The 15247-nt window shown below is 61.2% G+C and carries 17 protein-coding genes; 6 read left to right on the forward strand and 11 right to left on the reverse strand.

Annotated features, from left to right (window positions below; genetic code table 11):
- Positions 1-2: 2 nt before the first annotated feature.
- Genes AC13RC_RS16215 through AC13RC_RS16240 form a run of 6 tightly spaced genes read left to right on the forward strand, consistent with a single transcriptional unit; the run spans position 3 to position 4974 of the window.
- Positions 3-833, forward strand: coding sequence for a branched-chain amino acid ABC transporter permease (locus tag AC13RC_RS16215; RefSeq protein WP_488557780.1), 831 nt, complete (start codon positions 3-5; stop codon positions 831-833).
- A complete protein-coding gene (locus AC13RC_RS16220) occupies positions 830-1867 on the forward strand; it encodes a branched-chain amino acid ABC transporter permease (RefSeq protein WP_488557781.1) in 1038 nt (345 codons plus the stop codon). The genes AC13RC_RS16215 and AC13RC_RS16220 overlap by 4 nt, the downstream gene beginning before the upstream one ends.
- Complete coding sequence (locus AC13RC_RS16225; protein ID WP_488557782.1) at positions 1864-2568, forward strand: ABC transporter ATP-binding protein; 705 nt, start codon at positions 1864-1866, stop codon at positions 2566-2568. Before AC13RC_RS16220 ends, AC13RC_RS16225 begins: the two co-directional genes overlap by 4 nt.
- 1 nt (position 2569) lies before the next feature.
- Positions 2570-3286 carry an ABC transporter ATP-binding protein gene (locus AC13RC_RS16230; protein WP_488557783.1) on the forward strand — a complete coding sequence of 239 codons (717 nt, stop codon included), beginning with the start codon at positions 2570-2572 and terminating at the stop codon, positions 3284-3286.
- Between the two features lie 15 nt (positions 3287-3301).
- Complete coding sequence (locus tag AC13RC_RS16235) at positions 3302-4018, forward strand: SDR family NAD(P)-dependent oxidoreductase (protein WP_488557784.1); 717 nt, start codon at positions 3302-3304, stop codon at positions 4016-4018.
- A gap of 11 nt (positions 4019-4029) precedes the next feature.
- Entirely contained in the window at positions 4030-4974 is a 945-nt protein-coding gene (locus AC13RC_RS16240; protein ID WP_488557785.1) for an AraC-like ligand-binding domain-containing protein, read from the forward strand.
- Positions 4975-5014: 40 nt separating this feature from the next.
- Here the strand turns inward: AC13RC_RS16240 and AC13RC_RS16245 are convergent, their stop codons facing one another.
- From AC13RC_RS16245 to AC13RC_RS16295, 11 genes are all read right to left on the reverse strand, one after another.
- Complete coding sequence (locus tag AC13RC_RS16245) at positions 5015-5404, reverse strand: nuclear transport factor 2 family protein (protein WP_113329290.1); 390 nt, start codon at positions 5402-5404, stop codon at positions 5015-5017.
- 7 nt (positions 5405-5411) lie between these two features.
- Entirely contained in the window at positions 5412-6191 is a 780-nt protein-coding gene (locus AC13RC_RS16250; RefSeq protein ID WP_488557786.1) for a MoaF C-terminal domain-containing protein, read from the reverse strand.
- Between the two features lie 16 nt (positions 6192-6207).
- Complete coding sequence (locus AC13RC_RS16255; protein ID WP_488557787.1) at positions 6208-6996, reverse strand: SDR family NAD(P)-dependent oxidoreductase; 789 nt, start codon at positions 6994-6996, stop codon at positions 6208-6210.
- Positions 6997-7160: 164 nt separating this feature from the next.
- Positions 7161-7967: a 4-hydroxy-2-oxoheptanedioate aldolase gene (gene hpaI, locus AC13RC_RS16260; protein WP_488557788.1), complete on the reverse strand. Its 807-nt coding sequence runs from the start codon at positions 7965-7967 to the stop codon at positions 7161-7163.
- Between the two features lie 11 nt (positions 7968-7978).
- A complete protein-coding gene (gene hpaH / locus AC13RC_RS16265; RefSeq protein ID WP_152092981.1) occupies positions 7979-8782 on the reverse strand; it encodes a 2-oxo-hept-4-ene-1,7-dioate hydratase in 804 nt (267 codons plus the stop codon).
- Positions 8782-9654, reverse strand: a complete 873-nt coding sequence (locus tag AC13RC_RS16270) for a fumarylacetoacetate hydrolase family protein (protein WP_488557789.1) — start codon at positions 9652-9654, stop codon at positions 8782-8784. Before AC13RC_RS16270 ends, hpaH begins: the two co-directional genes overlap by 1 nt.
- A 23-nt stretch (positions 9655-9677) precedes the next feature.
- Positions 9678-11132, reverse strand: a complete 1455-nt coding sequence (gene gabD / locus AC13RC_RS16275) for an NADP-dependent succinate-semialdehyde dehydrogenase (RefSeq protein WP_113350900.1) — start codon at positions 11130-11132, stop codon at positions 9678-9680.
- Between the two features lie 69 nt (positions 11133-11201).
- Positions 11202-12182, reverse strand: coding sequence for a 3,4-dihydroxyphenylacetate 2,3-dioxygenase (gene hpaD, locus AC13RC_RS16280; RefSeq protein WP_488557790.1), 981 nt, complete (start codon positions 12180-12182; stop codon positions 11202-11204).
- 39 nt (positions 12183-12221) lie between these two features.
- On the reverse strand, positions 12222-13739 hold the full coding sequence (hpaE, locus tag AC13RC_RS16285; RefSeq protein ID WP_488557791.1) for a 5-carboxymethyl-2-hydroxymuconate semialdehyde dehydrogenase: 1518 nt from the start codon (positions 13737-13739) through the stop codon (positions 12222-12224).
- A 41-nt stretch (positions 13740-13780) separates the two neighbouring features.
- Positions 13781-14167, reverse strand: a complete 387-nt coding sequence (locus AC13RC_RS16290; RefSeq protein ID WP_488557792.1) for a 5-carboxymethyl-2-hydroxymuconate isomerase — start codon at positions 14165-14167, stop codon at positions 13781-13783.
- Between the two features lie 54 nt (positions 14168-14221).
- Positions 14222-15241 carry a homoserine kinase gene (locus AC13RC_RS16295; protein ID WP_488557793.1) on the reverse strand — a complete coding sequence of 340 codons (1020 nt, stop codon included), beginning with the start codon at positions 15239-15241 and terminating at the stop codon, positions 14222-14224.
- Positions 15242-15247 lie beyond the last annotated feature (6 nt).

Here is a 15247-nt window from a genome sequence, read left to right on the forward strand (position 1 = left end):
GGATCGGCGCCGTTTACGCGCTGTCCGGCGTCGGCCTGGTCGTCCTGTTTCGGGCGACTGGCGTTCTCAACTTCGCATTCGGTGCCTTCGGCGCGATCGGTGCGCATTGCGCCTGGCAACTGTTGGAGTGGAAGATGCCGCTCCCCGTCGCCATCCTCGCCGCCGTTGCCGTCTCGACGACGATCAGTTTTCTTTATGGTCGGGTCCTCGCGCCCATGCTGTCGCATCGCGATATCGTCGTGCGCGCCGTCGGGACCCTGGCGCCGGCGCTGATCCTGATCGCGATCATGGGTGTGATCTGGGGCGAGCTGCCCCGCCGCCTGCAATTCCCGACCGACCAGATGTTCATCTCTCTTTTCGCCGTGCGCCTGACCTTTACGCGTATCATCGCTATCATTCTTGCCGTCGTCATGGTCATTGCCATCACTCTACTTCTGACTCGCACGCGCCTTGGTCTCGATATGAGGGCGCTTGCCAATGATCGCGATCTCAGCGCCATGCTTGGCGTGCGCATCCTTTACACGGAAACCGCCGCCTGGATCATGACTGGCATCTTCGCCGGTCTTGCCGGCCTGCTGCTTGCCGATCTCGTCCGGCTACAGGGCACCTTCCTGACCTTGCTGGTGATCCCGGCGATCGCCGCAGCGATCCTCGGTCAGTTGCAGTCGCTGTGGCAAACGGCCGTCGCCGGCATTCTGATCGGTATTGCCGAGGCCGTGCTGACGCCTGTCGCCTGGATATCGCCCTATCGCGCAGCAGCACCCTTCATCATCGCGCTTGTCGCGGTCACCATTCTCGGAGGCACGGCCAGGGCCGCGTTGAAGGACCGATGACCGTTCAGGAGCAAACAATCACCCCAACAGCCGGAAGCATATCGATGATGCGCCTGCCGAAGCAGCTTCTTCACGTGCCTGTGACGATGCTGATCTTCTCGCTCGTCGTCGCTTTGCTCGCCAATTCTTTCTGGCTTTCTGCCGCCACATCCGCGGTTGCTCTGTCGCTGTCCGTTGCGGGGCTTGCCATCCTCTATGGTCAGCTCGGTCTCGTCTCCCTTTGCCAGTTCGCGCTTGTCGGCGTTGGCGGCTGGGTGACGCTTCGTGTCGGCCATGCCTTTCATCCGCCTTTTGAATTGAGCCTGCTTGCGGGCGGTATGGTCGCTTCGATCGTGGGGCTGGTATTCGGCTTGCCCGCCTTGCGCCTGCGCGGTCTTTATCTTGCGCTGGTAACGCTGATGCTGGCGGGCGCTTTTCAGATCGTCATCAGCGCCTGGGGCTTTCCGGATGGCGGTCCCGGCTTCCTGGGGCGCGCCGATGGCTCCGGCCGTGCAATGCTCGCAAGACCAATAGTCGCCGATGGTGAGGTCTCCTATTTCCTCTATGTCTGTGTCGTGGCAGCGATCGGCCTGCTGATCGCGCAATGGCACAAACTTGCCCGACCTGGCCGCGCATGGGCGCTGATACGCAAAGGCGAGACGGTTGCGATTGCAAGCGGCGTCAATGTGCTCATTTACAAGGCCTGGGCCTTCGCGTTGAGCGGCTTTCTTGCCGGTCTTGCGGGTGGATTGCTCGCAGGCAATGTCGGTCAGCTCGACGGGCGTGCCTTCGGCGCCTTCGAGAGCCTCAATCTCTTCGCACTTGCCATCGTCGGTGGCGTCTTCAACTGGTACGGCGCCGTCATCGCCGGTTTGTTGCTGCGTGCCGTGCCGGCCCTGCTCACGGATCTTGGCATTGATGGCTATGTCACGATCGGGATCTTCGGCGTCGCCCTGTTCCATGCGCTGGCGACCGCGCCGACGGGCATTGCCGGCCAGATATCGGCTCTTATTGTCCGGTTGAATGCCGTTCTTTCCAGGGGGAGGGCACGATGATCAAGATCGACAATCTCATCGTCCAGTTCGGTGGTGTCCGACCGATTAATGAGCTGAGCGCGGCGCTGACAGCGCCCGTCGCCGGTCTCATCGGCCCGAACGGCGCAGGCAAAACCACGTTGCTCAATGTGCTCTCCGGTTTCGTAAGGCCGATCCAGGGATCGGTCTCGCTCGGCGAGCGGCCGCTGCTGGCGATGACGCCCTTGCAGCGCGTGCGCGCCGGCCTGCGACGCTCGTTCCAGACAGAGCAGGTGGTGGAGGATCTGACCGCTGCCGGCAATATTGCCGCGATCGCCGATCATGTCGTTGGCACCGGCCACCATGCCCGTGCGGTCGAGCAGGCCCTTGCCTTTGTCGGGCTGACCGATGTCGCCGAGAGGCCCGGCCAATCCCTCAATCTTTTCCAGCGCCGTCTCGTCGAGCTGGCAAAATGCGTTGTCGGCGAGCCGAAGCTTATCCTGCTTGATGAACCGGCCGCCGGTCTGACGGAAGAAGAGGGCAAGGCTTTTCGCGAGCTGGTGCTGCGCATCCCGGCGGAATTCAGAGCACAAGTGCTGATTATCGACCATGATGTCGATCTCATCCGCTCCATGTGCAGCGAAACGATGGTGCTCGACTACGGCAAGCTTCTGGCGCTTGGCCCGACACAGACCGTGCTTGCCGATCCCAATGTGCGGCGCGCCTATCTAGGGGAGTTCTGATATGGACGCCACGTCGGAAATCAGCGTCGAAAATCTCGTCGTCGAGCGCGGCGGCAAGCGCGTAATCCATGACATTTCGTTTTCCGTCACGGCTGGGAAGATCACGACACTGCTTGGGGCCAACGGTGCCGGAAAGTCGAGCACGGTTATGGCCATGGCGGGCGTCCTGCCGCGTGGCGGTTCCGTATGCCTCGCCGGCGCGGCGCTCGAAGGGTTCTCGCCTGACCGCATTCGCCGCGCTGGTCTTGCGCTCGTGCCGGAGGGGCATCGCGTGCTCGGGCAGCTTTCCGTCGAGGATAATATTCTCGTGGCAGCGCTGGAGACATCGGCGGCTGCCCGACGAGAGGGACTGGCTCATGCCTATGAGATCTTTCCCGAACTATCGGAACGGCGGCGTCAATCGGCATCGGATCTTTCCGGCGGCCAGAAGCAGATGGTGGCGATGGCGCAGGCCTTCGTCGCCAAGCCCCGCTTCATGATCGTTGACGAGCTGTCGCTCGGCCTTGCACCGACCGTCGTCAAGCGGTTGGCCGAGGCGCTGAAAATCGCCGCCGCGCGCGGCATCGGCGTTTTGCTGATCGAGCAGTTCGCCAATCTCGCGCTCGATCTTGCCGATCAGGCTCTCGTGCTGGAACGCGGACGCCTGGTCTTTTCCGGCGCTGCGGCGACGCTCAAGGCCCAGCCGGACATTCTGCACGGCGCCTATCTGGCAAGCTGACGCGAAGGAGCCTTCATGACATTCTCTGCCGATCTTTTCGCCGAACGAACCGTCGTCATTGCTGGCGGCACATCGGGCATAGGGGCTGCGACCGCGCAGCGCTTCGCCGATCTCGGCGCCCGTGTGGTGAGTTTCGGGCTTGGTGCCTCGATCACGCCAACAAGTCGGCAAATCGAGTATCGCGAACTCGATGTACTGAAGCCTGGCGCGCTGGAAGCCTTCTTCTCCTCGGTCGAGACAATCGATATTCTCGTCAATTGCACTGGTGTCAGCCGCGATCGGAGCGAATGGCAGAAGACCGCATTCGACGAGGTGATGGCGATCAATCTCACGTCGATCATGGATTGCTGCCGGCTGGCCCGTCCGCGCATGCGGGCGGGGTCGGCGATCGTCAATATAGCCTCGATGTATTCGACCTTCGGTGCCGCCGATCGTCCGGCCTATGCGGCAAGCAAGGGCGCGATCGTGCAGCTGACGAAATCGCTCGCCCAGGAATACGCCCAGGCGGATATCCGCGTGAATGCGGTGGCACCCGGCTGGATCGTCACGCCATTGAGCCGCGCGCTGTTTGCCGACGAACGATCATCGACGCCGATCCTGCGGCGTATTCCCGCCGGCCGCTGGGGCGCTTCCGAAGAAGTCGCCGATGCGATCGTCTTTCTATCATCTGATGCCGCGCGCTATATCACCGGCGCCTGCCTGCCGGTCGATGGCGGTTATCTCACCTCCTGAGGACAGCAATCATGACCGCAGCACTTCACCGGCATGTCGATAGCGCCAGCGGTCGATCGTTCGCAGGGCTGGCGCGTAATCTCTTCGGTAATGTCCGGCTCGATTTCAGCACGGCGGATGAGGAAAAGAGCCGCATGACCTCTGCCATGCTGGGTACTTGCCGGCTGACGCGGCTGGAGGCGGATCGGCATGTCGTCTTCGGCGATCATGTGACGGCAGCGCCGAGTGATCCCGACGCGATCAAACTGATCGTGCAGACTGAGGGCTGCGCTTCGCTGACGCAGGGCGGATTGCATGCGCCCGTCTCGCGGAATGCGCTTGTCGTCTACGATCCCAGCCGCCCCTATATGCTGACGAACAGTACGCCGGTCCGCCAATTGTTGCTGCAATTGCCGCGCCATAGCCTCCCCGCGACGGCCCTAGAACGGTTGTCGCAACCTTTCACGGCGCATGCTGATAAGGATGGCATGTGCCGGATCCTTTTGTCGCTGATGGATTCGACCATTCATGAGATCGATCATCTTGACAAGGCCAGGCGCGCAAGTGTCGGCCAGACCATGCTCGAGCTCGTGCGCACCATGATTGGCGCCGACCTGCAACAGGCAATACCGGTCGCAAACCCCCTTCACACACTGCTGCAGCGGATCAGGGATTTCATCGATCTCAATCTCGAACGGCCGGACTTGACGATAACCATGATCGCGCGCCGCATGGGCTGTTCGGTGCGTTACATCTATCGCGCATTCCAAGTGGAGTGCCTGACGCCTTCCGATTACATCTGGGATTTGCGCGTCCAAAAGGCTGCGGAAAAGCTGCGAGATGCCGGCGGCTACGCGGGAGAAATATCCGAGATCGCATTCGCGCTCGGCTTTTCCTCCAGCGCGCATTTCTCGCGCGCCTTCCGCCTTCGATATGGTGTGTCGCCGTCGCAATGGCGCAAGGCCAATATGTCTTAGTTGATGAAGCGGCCCTGCCGGAGCCGGGTCGCCTCGTTTCTCATTTCATGGATTCAGCCACTCTCAGCGTGTCCGTGAACTGTTCGAAACGTCGGATCTTGCCGCCCGCCACGCCCCAGACATGCACGACCCGGGCTTTGAAGGTCTTTCCCGTCTGCTTGTTGGTGCCGCTATAGTCTCCTACGCCAACGACCTCGTCGCCGGCGTCGAGCAGGCGTTCGAGATTGAAGGTGTAGCCTTCGAAGGCCTCTCCGAGTGCCTGGAAGACGTTTCTGAAGATCTCCTGCGGGCCGACATAAGTGCCGGCGCAGGGGAAGCCATCCATCTCGGTCCAGCGGCAATCGGGGGCGATGTCGGCAAGCATGCCATCCATGTCGCGGCGGTCATTGGCGTCGTAGTGCGCTTTTACGATATCGAATGCTGTGCGCATGGCGTCCTCACACGGGTTCCTGGCCGGGCAGGTAGTAGGTCATCGAGGCCTTGCGGATGAAGGCGCCGGCCGGGCTGTTCTGGATGCGCCCGTCGCCAGTGATGCCGAGGAACTTGCCTGTCGAGCGCATATCCTTGAAATTGTAGAAGAATGTGGATGCGACCGCGATTTTGAATTCACGGAAGGTGAAGATGTAGAGATTTTCATCAAACTTATAGGTCGTCGTGAGATCAACATCGCCGTGGCCGCGCTGCACACCGACAAGGCATTGCCAGGCATAGCGCTGCGACGAGAGATAGGTGTGCTCGTAGACATGATTGGGGCTGTAGGTGAAATGAGCCCTGAGCCCGATCAGGTCGCGGCTCTCGTGCGGCACCGGCCCGCTTGCGGCATCACCTTCAATAACACCTGGCCGGAAGATCTGCGCGACCTGCGGTTCGCCGACGGAATCCTTGAGCTCGCGAACGACCGAGTAAATGGAAAGCACTCGGCGCGTCTCGGTGTTGAGGATCAGCGTCTCGGCTTCCCTGGGGCGGCCGGCAAAGATGATCTCGACGAAATAAGTCTTCGGCGCGACTTCGATCACCTCGGACAAGTCGTTCCCGCTGTCCTTGCCATCCGACCATTTCACCTCACCCTTGGCGAAGGAGAGTTCCAACCTACGGCCATCGTCGAACGCGATCTTGTGCGTCGAGCCGGTCAGGGCCTCCGTGGCGGGCAGACGGTTCGTGTCGATGCCATAGGCGAATTCGTCGTAGGTTTTCCAGTCCTTGGGATTCTGGTTCATCTCTATTTCCTCCCCGTTATTCTACAAAAGCCAGCGTCGGCAGGTCGACGGTACCGGCGCCGCCGTCGACGGTAAGCACCGCGCCGTTGATCATCGATGCCTCGCCGGAAGCCAGGAAGCATACGGCATTGGCGACATCCTCTGCGGTTGCCGGCCGACCGAGCGGCACGTCCTTGGTGACGAGCGCGTAGGCCTCCTCGATGCCGTTCAGCTTGTATTTCTCGACGATGAATTCCATCTGCTCATCGGCCATGGCGGTCGTGACCCAGCCGGGGCAGACGGTATTGGTGCGCACGCCCTTGCGGCCGTAGTCGCGCGCCAGCGATTTCGCGAGGCCGATGCAACCATGTTTCATGGTGACGTAGCCCGCCGCATCCGGCCCGGCAAAGAGTCCGGCAATCGAGGCGAGGACGACGATGTTGCCTTGGTTCCTGATGAGATGCGGCAGGGATTCGCGGGCGCTGACGAAGGCGGTGTTGAGGTTGAGACGAACGGCGAGATCCCAGGTCTCGTCCGACATGCTGACCGTCGGCCCGACGCCATGGCCGCCGGCATTGGCAATCAGGATATCGAGGCCGCCGTGGGTTGCGACGACCTTCTCGACGGCAGCCTTCATCGCGGCGCCGTCGGCGGCATCAGCCGCGACGATGGTCGCGCCGATTTCATCGGCAACACTTCTCAGCGGCTCGGGACGGCGCCCCACGAGTGCGACATTGCCGCCTTCCTGCCTAATACGGCGGGCGACGGCCGCGCCAATGCCCGTGCCGCCGCCGGTGATCAGGGCATTCTTGTTCTTGAAACGCATGTTTCCTCCTCTTGGCTTTCGGGTTCATCATGACCGATGCTCGCGGAGGCGTCGCGTCCAGCTGTGCAGTCCGTTTTGACTGAGCGTGCAAAAGGCTTTCTCCATGCCGAAATTTGCGTGATGAGGCGCAAAGTCACGCGACGCAGGGAGGGTGGCGTCGGCGCTCAATAGACCTTGACGTCTTGAGGCGGCTTGGCGGCATCCGCCTTCTTGAAATCGTCAAGGAGCTTGATTGTGGCATTGGCAAGCAGGGTGACGTCGTTGCCGATCGCGACGAAAGTGGCACCAAGTTCGAGATAGCGTTTGGCCAGCGAGAGATCGCCGATCAGGATGCCGGCGGCCTTGCCATGCGACTGGATTTTTGTGAGCGCTTTTTCGACTTCTGCCTGAACTTCAGGGGCACCCGGCTTGCCGAGATAGCCCATGTCGGCCGCGAGATCGGACGGTCCAATGAAGACGCCATCGACGCCTTCCGTCGAGGCGATGTCGTCGAGCGCCGCAAGCCCGGCGCGACTTTCCACTTGCAGCAGCAGGCAGATCTCGTCATTGGCCGTCGCAAGGTAATCGGGAATGCGGTTGAAGGCGGAGGCGCGGGCAAGGGCTGCGCCGACGCCGCGCACGCCATGCGGCGGGTATCTAACAGCCTTGACCATGGCCTCGGCCATTTCCTTGCTGTCGACCATCGGGATCAGCAGGGTCTGTGCGCCGATATCGAGCATCTGCTTGATGATCCAGGTCTCGCCGACCGGCGGACGGATCACAGCATGGCTCGCCGTGCCCTTCATCGCCTGGAGTTGCGAGACGAGAAGCGGCACATCGTTCGGGGCATGCTCTGCATCCAGCAGCAGCCAGTCGTAGCCGGCGCCGGCGCAGATTTCGACCGTGTAGGCATTGGCGAGCGCCTGCCAGAGGCCAATCTGCGCCCGCCCTTCCTTCAGGGCCTGTTTGAAGAGGTTTTTCGGCGCAGGCATGGCTCCCTCCTTCATGCAAAAAACAGGCTAACCGATCCGTAGGGACCGAAATCGGCATTGATCGTATCGCCATGCCGCGCCTCGATCGGGCGGATGAATGAGCCGGCAAGCACGATCTGGCCGGCTTCGATGCCATCGCCATATTGCGACAGTCGATTGGCAAGCCAGGCGATGCCACGTGCGGGCTGGTTGAGCACGCCGGCGCCAAGCCCTGTTTCTTCCACTTCGGCATTGCGGCTGACGATCGCACCCATCCAGCGCATGTCGATCTCATCAGGCCGCACGGCGCGGCCGCCTGTGACGATGCCGGCATTGGCGGCATTGTCGGAGATGGTGTCGACGATTGTGCGCGCCCTTTTCGTATCGGGATCGACGCGAAGGATGCGCGTGTCGAGGATCTCAAGAGCCGGCGTCACATAGTCGGTGGCATTCAGCACATCGAAGATCGAAACGTTCGGGCCTTTGAGCGGCGCCTTCATGACAAAGGCGATCTCGGCCTCGATGCGCGGCTGGATAAAGCGGTCGGCCGGCACGGTGGCGCCATCTTCGAACACCATGTCGTCGAAGAGTACGCCGGAATCCGGGATGTTGATGTTCAGGGCATATTGCATTGCCTTCGACGTCAGCCCGATCTTCCAGCCGATCGGCTTGCGGCCGCTCGCAATCTTCTTTTTGACCCAGGCGCCCTGAACGGCATAGGAATCGTCCATCGTCATCTGGGGATGCTTGAGCGAGAGGAGCCCGGTCTGGACGCGCGTCCGCTCCGCCTGATCGAGGCTTTCGGCCGCAGCCTGGATTTCGTCATGAGACAGCATCAGCGCACCTCGTCGGCAATGGTATTTTTCAGGATGCCAAGGCCATCGGCTTCGACCTCGACGACATCACCCGGCTTTAGCCAGATCGGCGGATCGAAGCGGGCGCCGGCGCCCGTCGGCGTGCCCGTGACGATGACGTCGCCGGGGACGAGCGTAGTGAAAGTGGAGATGTAGTTGATGATCTTGCGGAAGGAGAAGATCATTCGGCTGGTGCGGTCGCTCTGGCGCACTTCGCCATTGACGCGGGTCGTGAGCGCTATGTCTTCAATCTGGGCCGCATCCGTGAAGGGGATCAGCCACGGGCCGATCGAGCCGGTATTGTCGAAGTTCTTGCCCTGGGTGACATTGAACTTCGCATGCCGCACCCAGTCGCGGATCGTGCCCTCATTGCAAAGCGAAAGAGCGGCAATATGCGAGAAGGCATCGGCCTCGGCAATGCGGCGACCGCCTTTGCCGATGACGATGACGACCTCGCCTTCATAATCGAGCTGCGGGCTTTCCGGTGGACGGATCAGGGGTTGATCGTGCCCGGTGAAAGACCGCGGAAAGCGGATGAAAAGCGAGGGATTGGGGGGAGCTGCCTGCCCATCCTTGTACTCCTCATTGCGATCGGGGAAATTGACCCCGACGCAAATGATCTTTTCCGGTGACGGAATGGGAATTTCGAAGCGGATGTCGTCGAGCGCGAAATCCGGCTTTAACGTCTTGGCTTCCTCGGCGAGTTGAACGAGGCGACCGGCTTGGATCACTTCGCGCAGCGTCGGCCACGTCGCGCCATGGCGAGCCGAGAGGTCGACGACACCGCCGTCGACCGCGAGCCCGTAGCCATGACGGCCGTTTCTCGAAAAAGACAGGAATCTGGGATGAGTCATGCTTTCACGGCCTTCTCCTGACCTCAGACGACGCCGCCGAGGCAGACATATTTGATTTCGGTGAATTCCTCGATGCCGTAGCGTGAACCCTCACGGCCGAGGCCGGAAAGCTTGACGCCGCCGAACGGCGCTTCGGCTGTCGAGATCAAGCCGGTATTGACGCCAACCATGCCATACTCCAGGGCTTCGGCGACGCGGAAGACGCGAGCGAGATCCTTGGCATAGAAATAGGAGGCAAGGCCGAACTCGGTGTCGTTGGCCTGTGCAATGACATCGGCCTCATCCTTGAAGCGGAAGAGGGGAGCCACGGGACCGAAGGTTTCCTCCCTGGCTACGGCCATGGCAGGCGTGACGTCGGCAAGTACCGTCGCCTCATAAAAGCGTCCACCGAGCTGGTGGCGATGGCCGCCTGCAACGACGCGGCCGCCCTTGGAAAGGGCATCGGCGACATGCTCTTCGACTTTGGCAAGGGCCGCCTCGTCGATCAGCGGGCCGAGATTGATGCCTTCATCGAAGCCATTACCAGTCTTCAGCGAGCCGACCGCCTTCGAGAGTTTTTCGGCAAAGGCATCATAAACGCCGTCCTGCACGTAGAGACGATTGGCGCAGACGCAAGTCTGCCCATTGTTGCGGAATTTGGCGATCAGCGCGCCTTCGACGGCGGCATCGAGATCGGCATCGTCAAAGACGATGAAAGGCGCGTTGCCGCCGAGCTCCAGCCCGAGTTTTTTGATGGTCGGCGCGCTCTGCTTGTAGAGTTCTGCGCCGACTTCCGTCGAGCCCGTGAAGGTGAGCTTACGCACGACCGGGCTTGCGGTCATCTCGCCGCCGATGGCGCGGGCCGAGCCGGTCAGGACGCTGAAGAGGCCCTTGGGCAGGCCGGCGCGCTCGGCAAGAATGGCGATTGCAATGGCCGAGAACGGCGTCTGCGAGGCAGGCTTCAGCACCATGGCGCAGCCGGCGGCAAAGGCCGGGCCGGCCTTGCGGGTGATCATCGCATTCGGGAAGTTCCAGGGCGTGATCGCCGCGACCACGCCGATCGGCTGCTTCATGACCAGAATGCGCTTGTCCTTCTGGTGGCCGGGAATGATGTCGCCATAGACGCGGCGGGCTTCCTCGGCAAACCATTCGATGAAGCTGGCGCCATAGGCAATTTCGCCTTTGGCTTCAGGCAGGGGCTTGCCCTGTTCGGCCGTCAGGATACGTCCGAGATCGTCCTGGTTTTCCATCATTAGCTCGAACCAGCGCCTGAGGATACCCGAGCGTTCCTTGGCGGTGCGGGCGGCCCATTCCTTCTGCGCGGCTTCGGCTGCGGCAATCGCCTTTTTGGTCTCGGCCGCGCCCAGATTGGGAACGAGGCCGATGATCTCGCCCGTTGCGGGGTTGTCGACCTTGATCGCGTTGGAGGGATCGGCCTCGATCCACTCGCCGCCGACCAATGCGGCTTGCCGGAACAATGTTGCGTCTTTCAAATTCATGACGGACTCCTCGCGCTTTCGAACGTTGATGAGGAGCGGGCGTCTTTCACCCGCTCTCAAGGGTAACGCTTAAGGCGCGATAATCGGCTGTGCCTTCAGATCGGGCTCGGCGACTTCCGCACCGGCAAACAGGCTACCATGTTCGAACCAGGATTTGGGAGCGGGTGCGCCCCACAATGTCTGGCGCTGCGGATCCTTGAGGTCCCACTTGATCGGTTCCAGATCGGGATCGACCGTCTGATAGTCCGAGCAATAGATTTCGATGCGGTGGCCATCGGGATCGAGAATATAGAGGAAGAAGGCGTTGGAGATGCCGTGGCGGCCCGGACCGCGCTCGATATTGGCGACCCAGCCGGTCGTCGCCATCAGGTCTAGCAGGTCGATGATGTTGAGCGGCGTCGGCACCCAGAAGGCGGTGTGGTGCAGGCGTGGACCGCGGCCGTTGGTGAAGGCGATGTCGTGGACGCCGCCCTTGCGATGCGTCCAGGCGGCCCAGAGGCGGCCTGTTTCCGCATCCTCGGTATATTCGGTCACGCGGAAGCCGAGCTCGTTATAGAAGGCGACGCTTTCATCGACATTGGTAGAGAAGCAGTTGAAATGGTCGATGCGCAGCGGCTTCACGCCCTTGTAGAGGGCGTATTTCTGGTGGATCGGCGGCAGACGGTCCATCCTAGAATAGAATTCGAGGGGTATGCCATGCGGGTCGCGGGTACGGAAGGTGCGCGCCTGATAGGGGCGCTCGATCCATTCGACCGGCAGATTCTTGCCCTTGAAGAAGTGCGCCGCCTTGTCGAGATCCTCGTCGCTGAAGACCTTGAAGCCGAGATCGCGGGCTTCGGCCTTGTCTGATTTCTTCAGCACGAGGCAGTGATGGCCGCGTTCCTCCATCGCCCGGAGATAGATTGTATCCGTGGTCTCGTCCGTCACCTGCAGACCGAGCGTGTCGACATAGAAGGCGCGGGATTTGGCAAGATCGGTGACGCCGAATTCGACATGGCTGAGACGCACGATGTTGAAAGGCGGATAGAGATTGGGTTTCGGCAGGGGCATTTGTTCCTCCTCTTATGCGTACTTATAGATATTAGCGGCTCAGCCGCCGAGTTTCTGGATGGCGTGCGGCTTGGTGGCAAAGGCGATGTTCTTGGTTTCCATGTAGAAATCGAAGGACCAGTCGCCGCCGTCGCGGCCGATGCCGGAGCTTTTGACCCCGCCGAAGGGCGTCGGCAGGTGACGCACATTTTCCGAGTTCACCCAGATCATGCCGGCTTCGAGGTGATCGGTGAAACGGAAGGCGCGGGTGACGTCCGAGGTCCAGAGATAACCGGTCAGGCCGTACTGGACGTCATTGGCCAGCGCCAGCGCATCGGCTTCGTCCTTGAAGGGGATGGCGGTCAGAACCGGCCCGAAGATTTCTTCCTGAGCGATGCGCATCTGGTTGTTGGCGCCAGTGAAGAGCGTGGGCGAGACATAGCAACCGCCGCCAGGGCCGTTGACTTTCTCACCGCCGGCGGCGAGTGTCGCACCTTCCGAACGGCCGATCTGAATATATTCCAGCACCTTCTTTTCATGCACGGGATGGACGAGCGGGCCAACGACCGTTTCCGGATCGAGGGGATGGCCGACCTTGATGCGCTTGGCCTTCTCAGCGACGATCGCGGTGAACTTGTCGTAGACGCTTTCCTCCACCAGCAGGCGCGAGGACGACGTGCAGCGCTCGCCATTCAAAGAATAGATCATGAAGACGGCAGCGTCGGCTGCGCGTTCCAGATCGGCATCGGCAAAGACGATGACAGGGTTCTTGCCGCCGAGCTCGAAATGCACACGCTTCAGCGTGTCGGCGCCCTGCTTCATGATCATCGAGCCGGTGCGGCTTTCGCCGACGAAGCCGATCGCCTTGATCAGCGGGTGTTCGGTCAATGCGCGACCGGCATCCTCGCCGAGACCGTTGACGAGATTCCATACACCCTTCGGCAGGCCGGCCTCCTCGGCGATCTCCACTAGAAGGCGCGCAGTGAGTGGCGAGAATTCGGCCGGCTTGTGGACGATGGTGCATCCGGCGGCAAGCGCCGGCGCGATCTTCCAGGTCGACAGCATGAAGGGCGTGTTCCAGGGCGTGATAATGCCGACCGGGCCGATCGGCACGCGCGTCGTCAGGTTCACCTGACCTTCCGCACGCAACGTCTTGCCGTCGCGGGCTTCCGGGGCGCGATCGGCGAAGAAGCGGAAGTTTTCCGCACCACGCAGAGCGGCCTTGGCCATGAATTTCAGCGATTGTCCGGTATCCATGCACTCGACGAAGGCGATTTCTTCGGCGCGCGCGACGATCGCATCGGCGATCTTATGCAGGAGCTTCTTGCGGGCTTCACCAGGCATCGCGGCCCACTCTGCGAAGGCAGCCTTTGCGGCCCTTGCAGCGCGATCGATATCGGTGGCCTTGCCGCGGGCAACGGTGGCGAGAGGTTTCAGATCGACGGGCGAGATGGTCTCGAAGGTCGAACCGTCATCGGCTGGAACATCCTCTCCATTGATGCGGTTGAGAACGCCGCGATCCTTGAAACGGGCGAGAAAGCCTTCCGCCTTTGCGATGTTTTCCTGCAGTTTGGACATCGTCTATTCCTTTGGTGTTATGTCGTCCCACGAAGGGAATGTCACTTGCCGCGCAGCCGCGGATGAATGGCGTTCTTCTTCCAGCTGAGCTCCGCATCGATCTCGCGGATCTCGAGCGAAAGGGCGAAATGCGGTGTCTCGAAAAGTGGACCGAGAACGTCGATCGCTGCGGCGAAGATTGCCTCGCCGGTGCGTTTCTTTTCGTCCTCCGTGCGGCCCTTGCCGATGCGGAAGTTCAAGTCGATGAAGGCGTTTTCCGGCAGCTTGTCGGCGATGGCATAGTGATCGGCGCGAAAGGCGCGCACCCGCACAGCCCCGACCTCGAAAAGCCCGGTCTCCAGGACCGTTTCCAGCAGCCGCTCGCAGAGCGCACCGATATCGGCGCGACCCTCCAGATTGGCCGAATATTCGATGGCGAGATGTGGCATTGAGTCCTCCCGAGACCGTAATTACTTAACACGTTAATAAATATCTCGCAGATGTCAAGCGGCAAAGTCGAGCTCTCTTGCCATCTTCAGGCTTTCATTGACGTAACGCGACAGACGTTCGACATTGCCCGGAATTTCCGGGCGTTCCGCGAGCCATCCAATATATGTAAGGCTCCTCAGCACCATGAATAGGGGCAGGGCCGCCAGCGCCGCGTCGGAGAGGGATCGCCGGCTGCGATAACCTGCTATCAGTGCTTGCTCGATTGCAGGATAGGCGGGCTCTCTGCGGTTCTTGAGTAGGGTCGTGGCAAGATCGAACAGGCGGAAACCATGTCCCGCATCGTCGAAATCGATGAAGGCGACATCGCCGTCGGCTCCCGTCAGAAAGATGTTTTCCCGCACCAGATCGGCATGGATCAGCCCGTAGTCGAGGCTTTGGCTTTCAGCTTTCGCAAAGGCACGGCGTAGTTCATTGCGCAATGCCGAGAGCGCAGTGGTGCTCTCGGACGAAATGCCCCGGCAATCCCAGAAGCGACCCCATAACGGCTTTTCGCCGACCAGACCCTCGACGTTCCATGCCGGGCGGCGAAAACGCTCCGGAGGCTCCCAAGCATCGGCAAGCTCGTGCATGGTCGCCATGCTCTGTCCGACGCGAAAGAAGATGTCGGCCTGCATCTCTGCCGAATGCGACAGCGGCACGCCACTTTGGCCAAGCGGCACGCCGTCGATCCAGCTCACCACGTCGGCATGCTGTTCGGCAAAATGCCTGTTGGCTGGCAGTCGGACGAGGCTCTGCTTTCTGCTTGTCGGAACGGGACTCGGCACATCAAGGCCGCCGAGCTTGAGCGCCGCCATGAAGTGCAGTTCCGAGCGCAGGCTCGTCTCGTCATGGTAGCCCGGCCGATGGAGCCGCAGTGCGGCGAACTGACCATCCTCCAGCGTGATGCGGAAGACGGCATTCTCTCGATATTTCATCAGGAGAGGTTCATGGGCCTGCACAGGCCAATGGTTGAGGGCCTCCAGCGCACGTCTCTGCAGGGCATCGCGGATGTCCTGAGGCAATTGATCAGCCATATTGCC

It is taken from the genome of Martinezella sp. CNPSo 3890, from assembly GCF_057784455.1.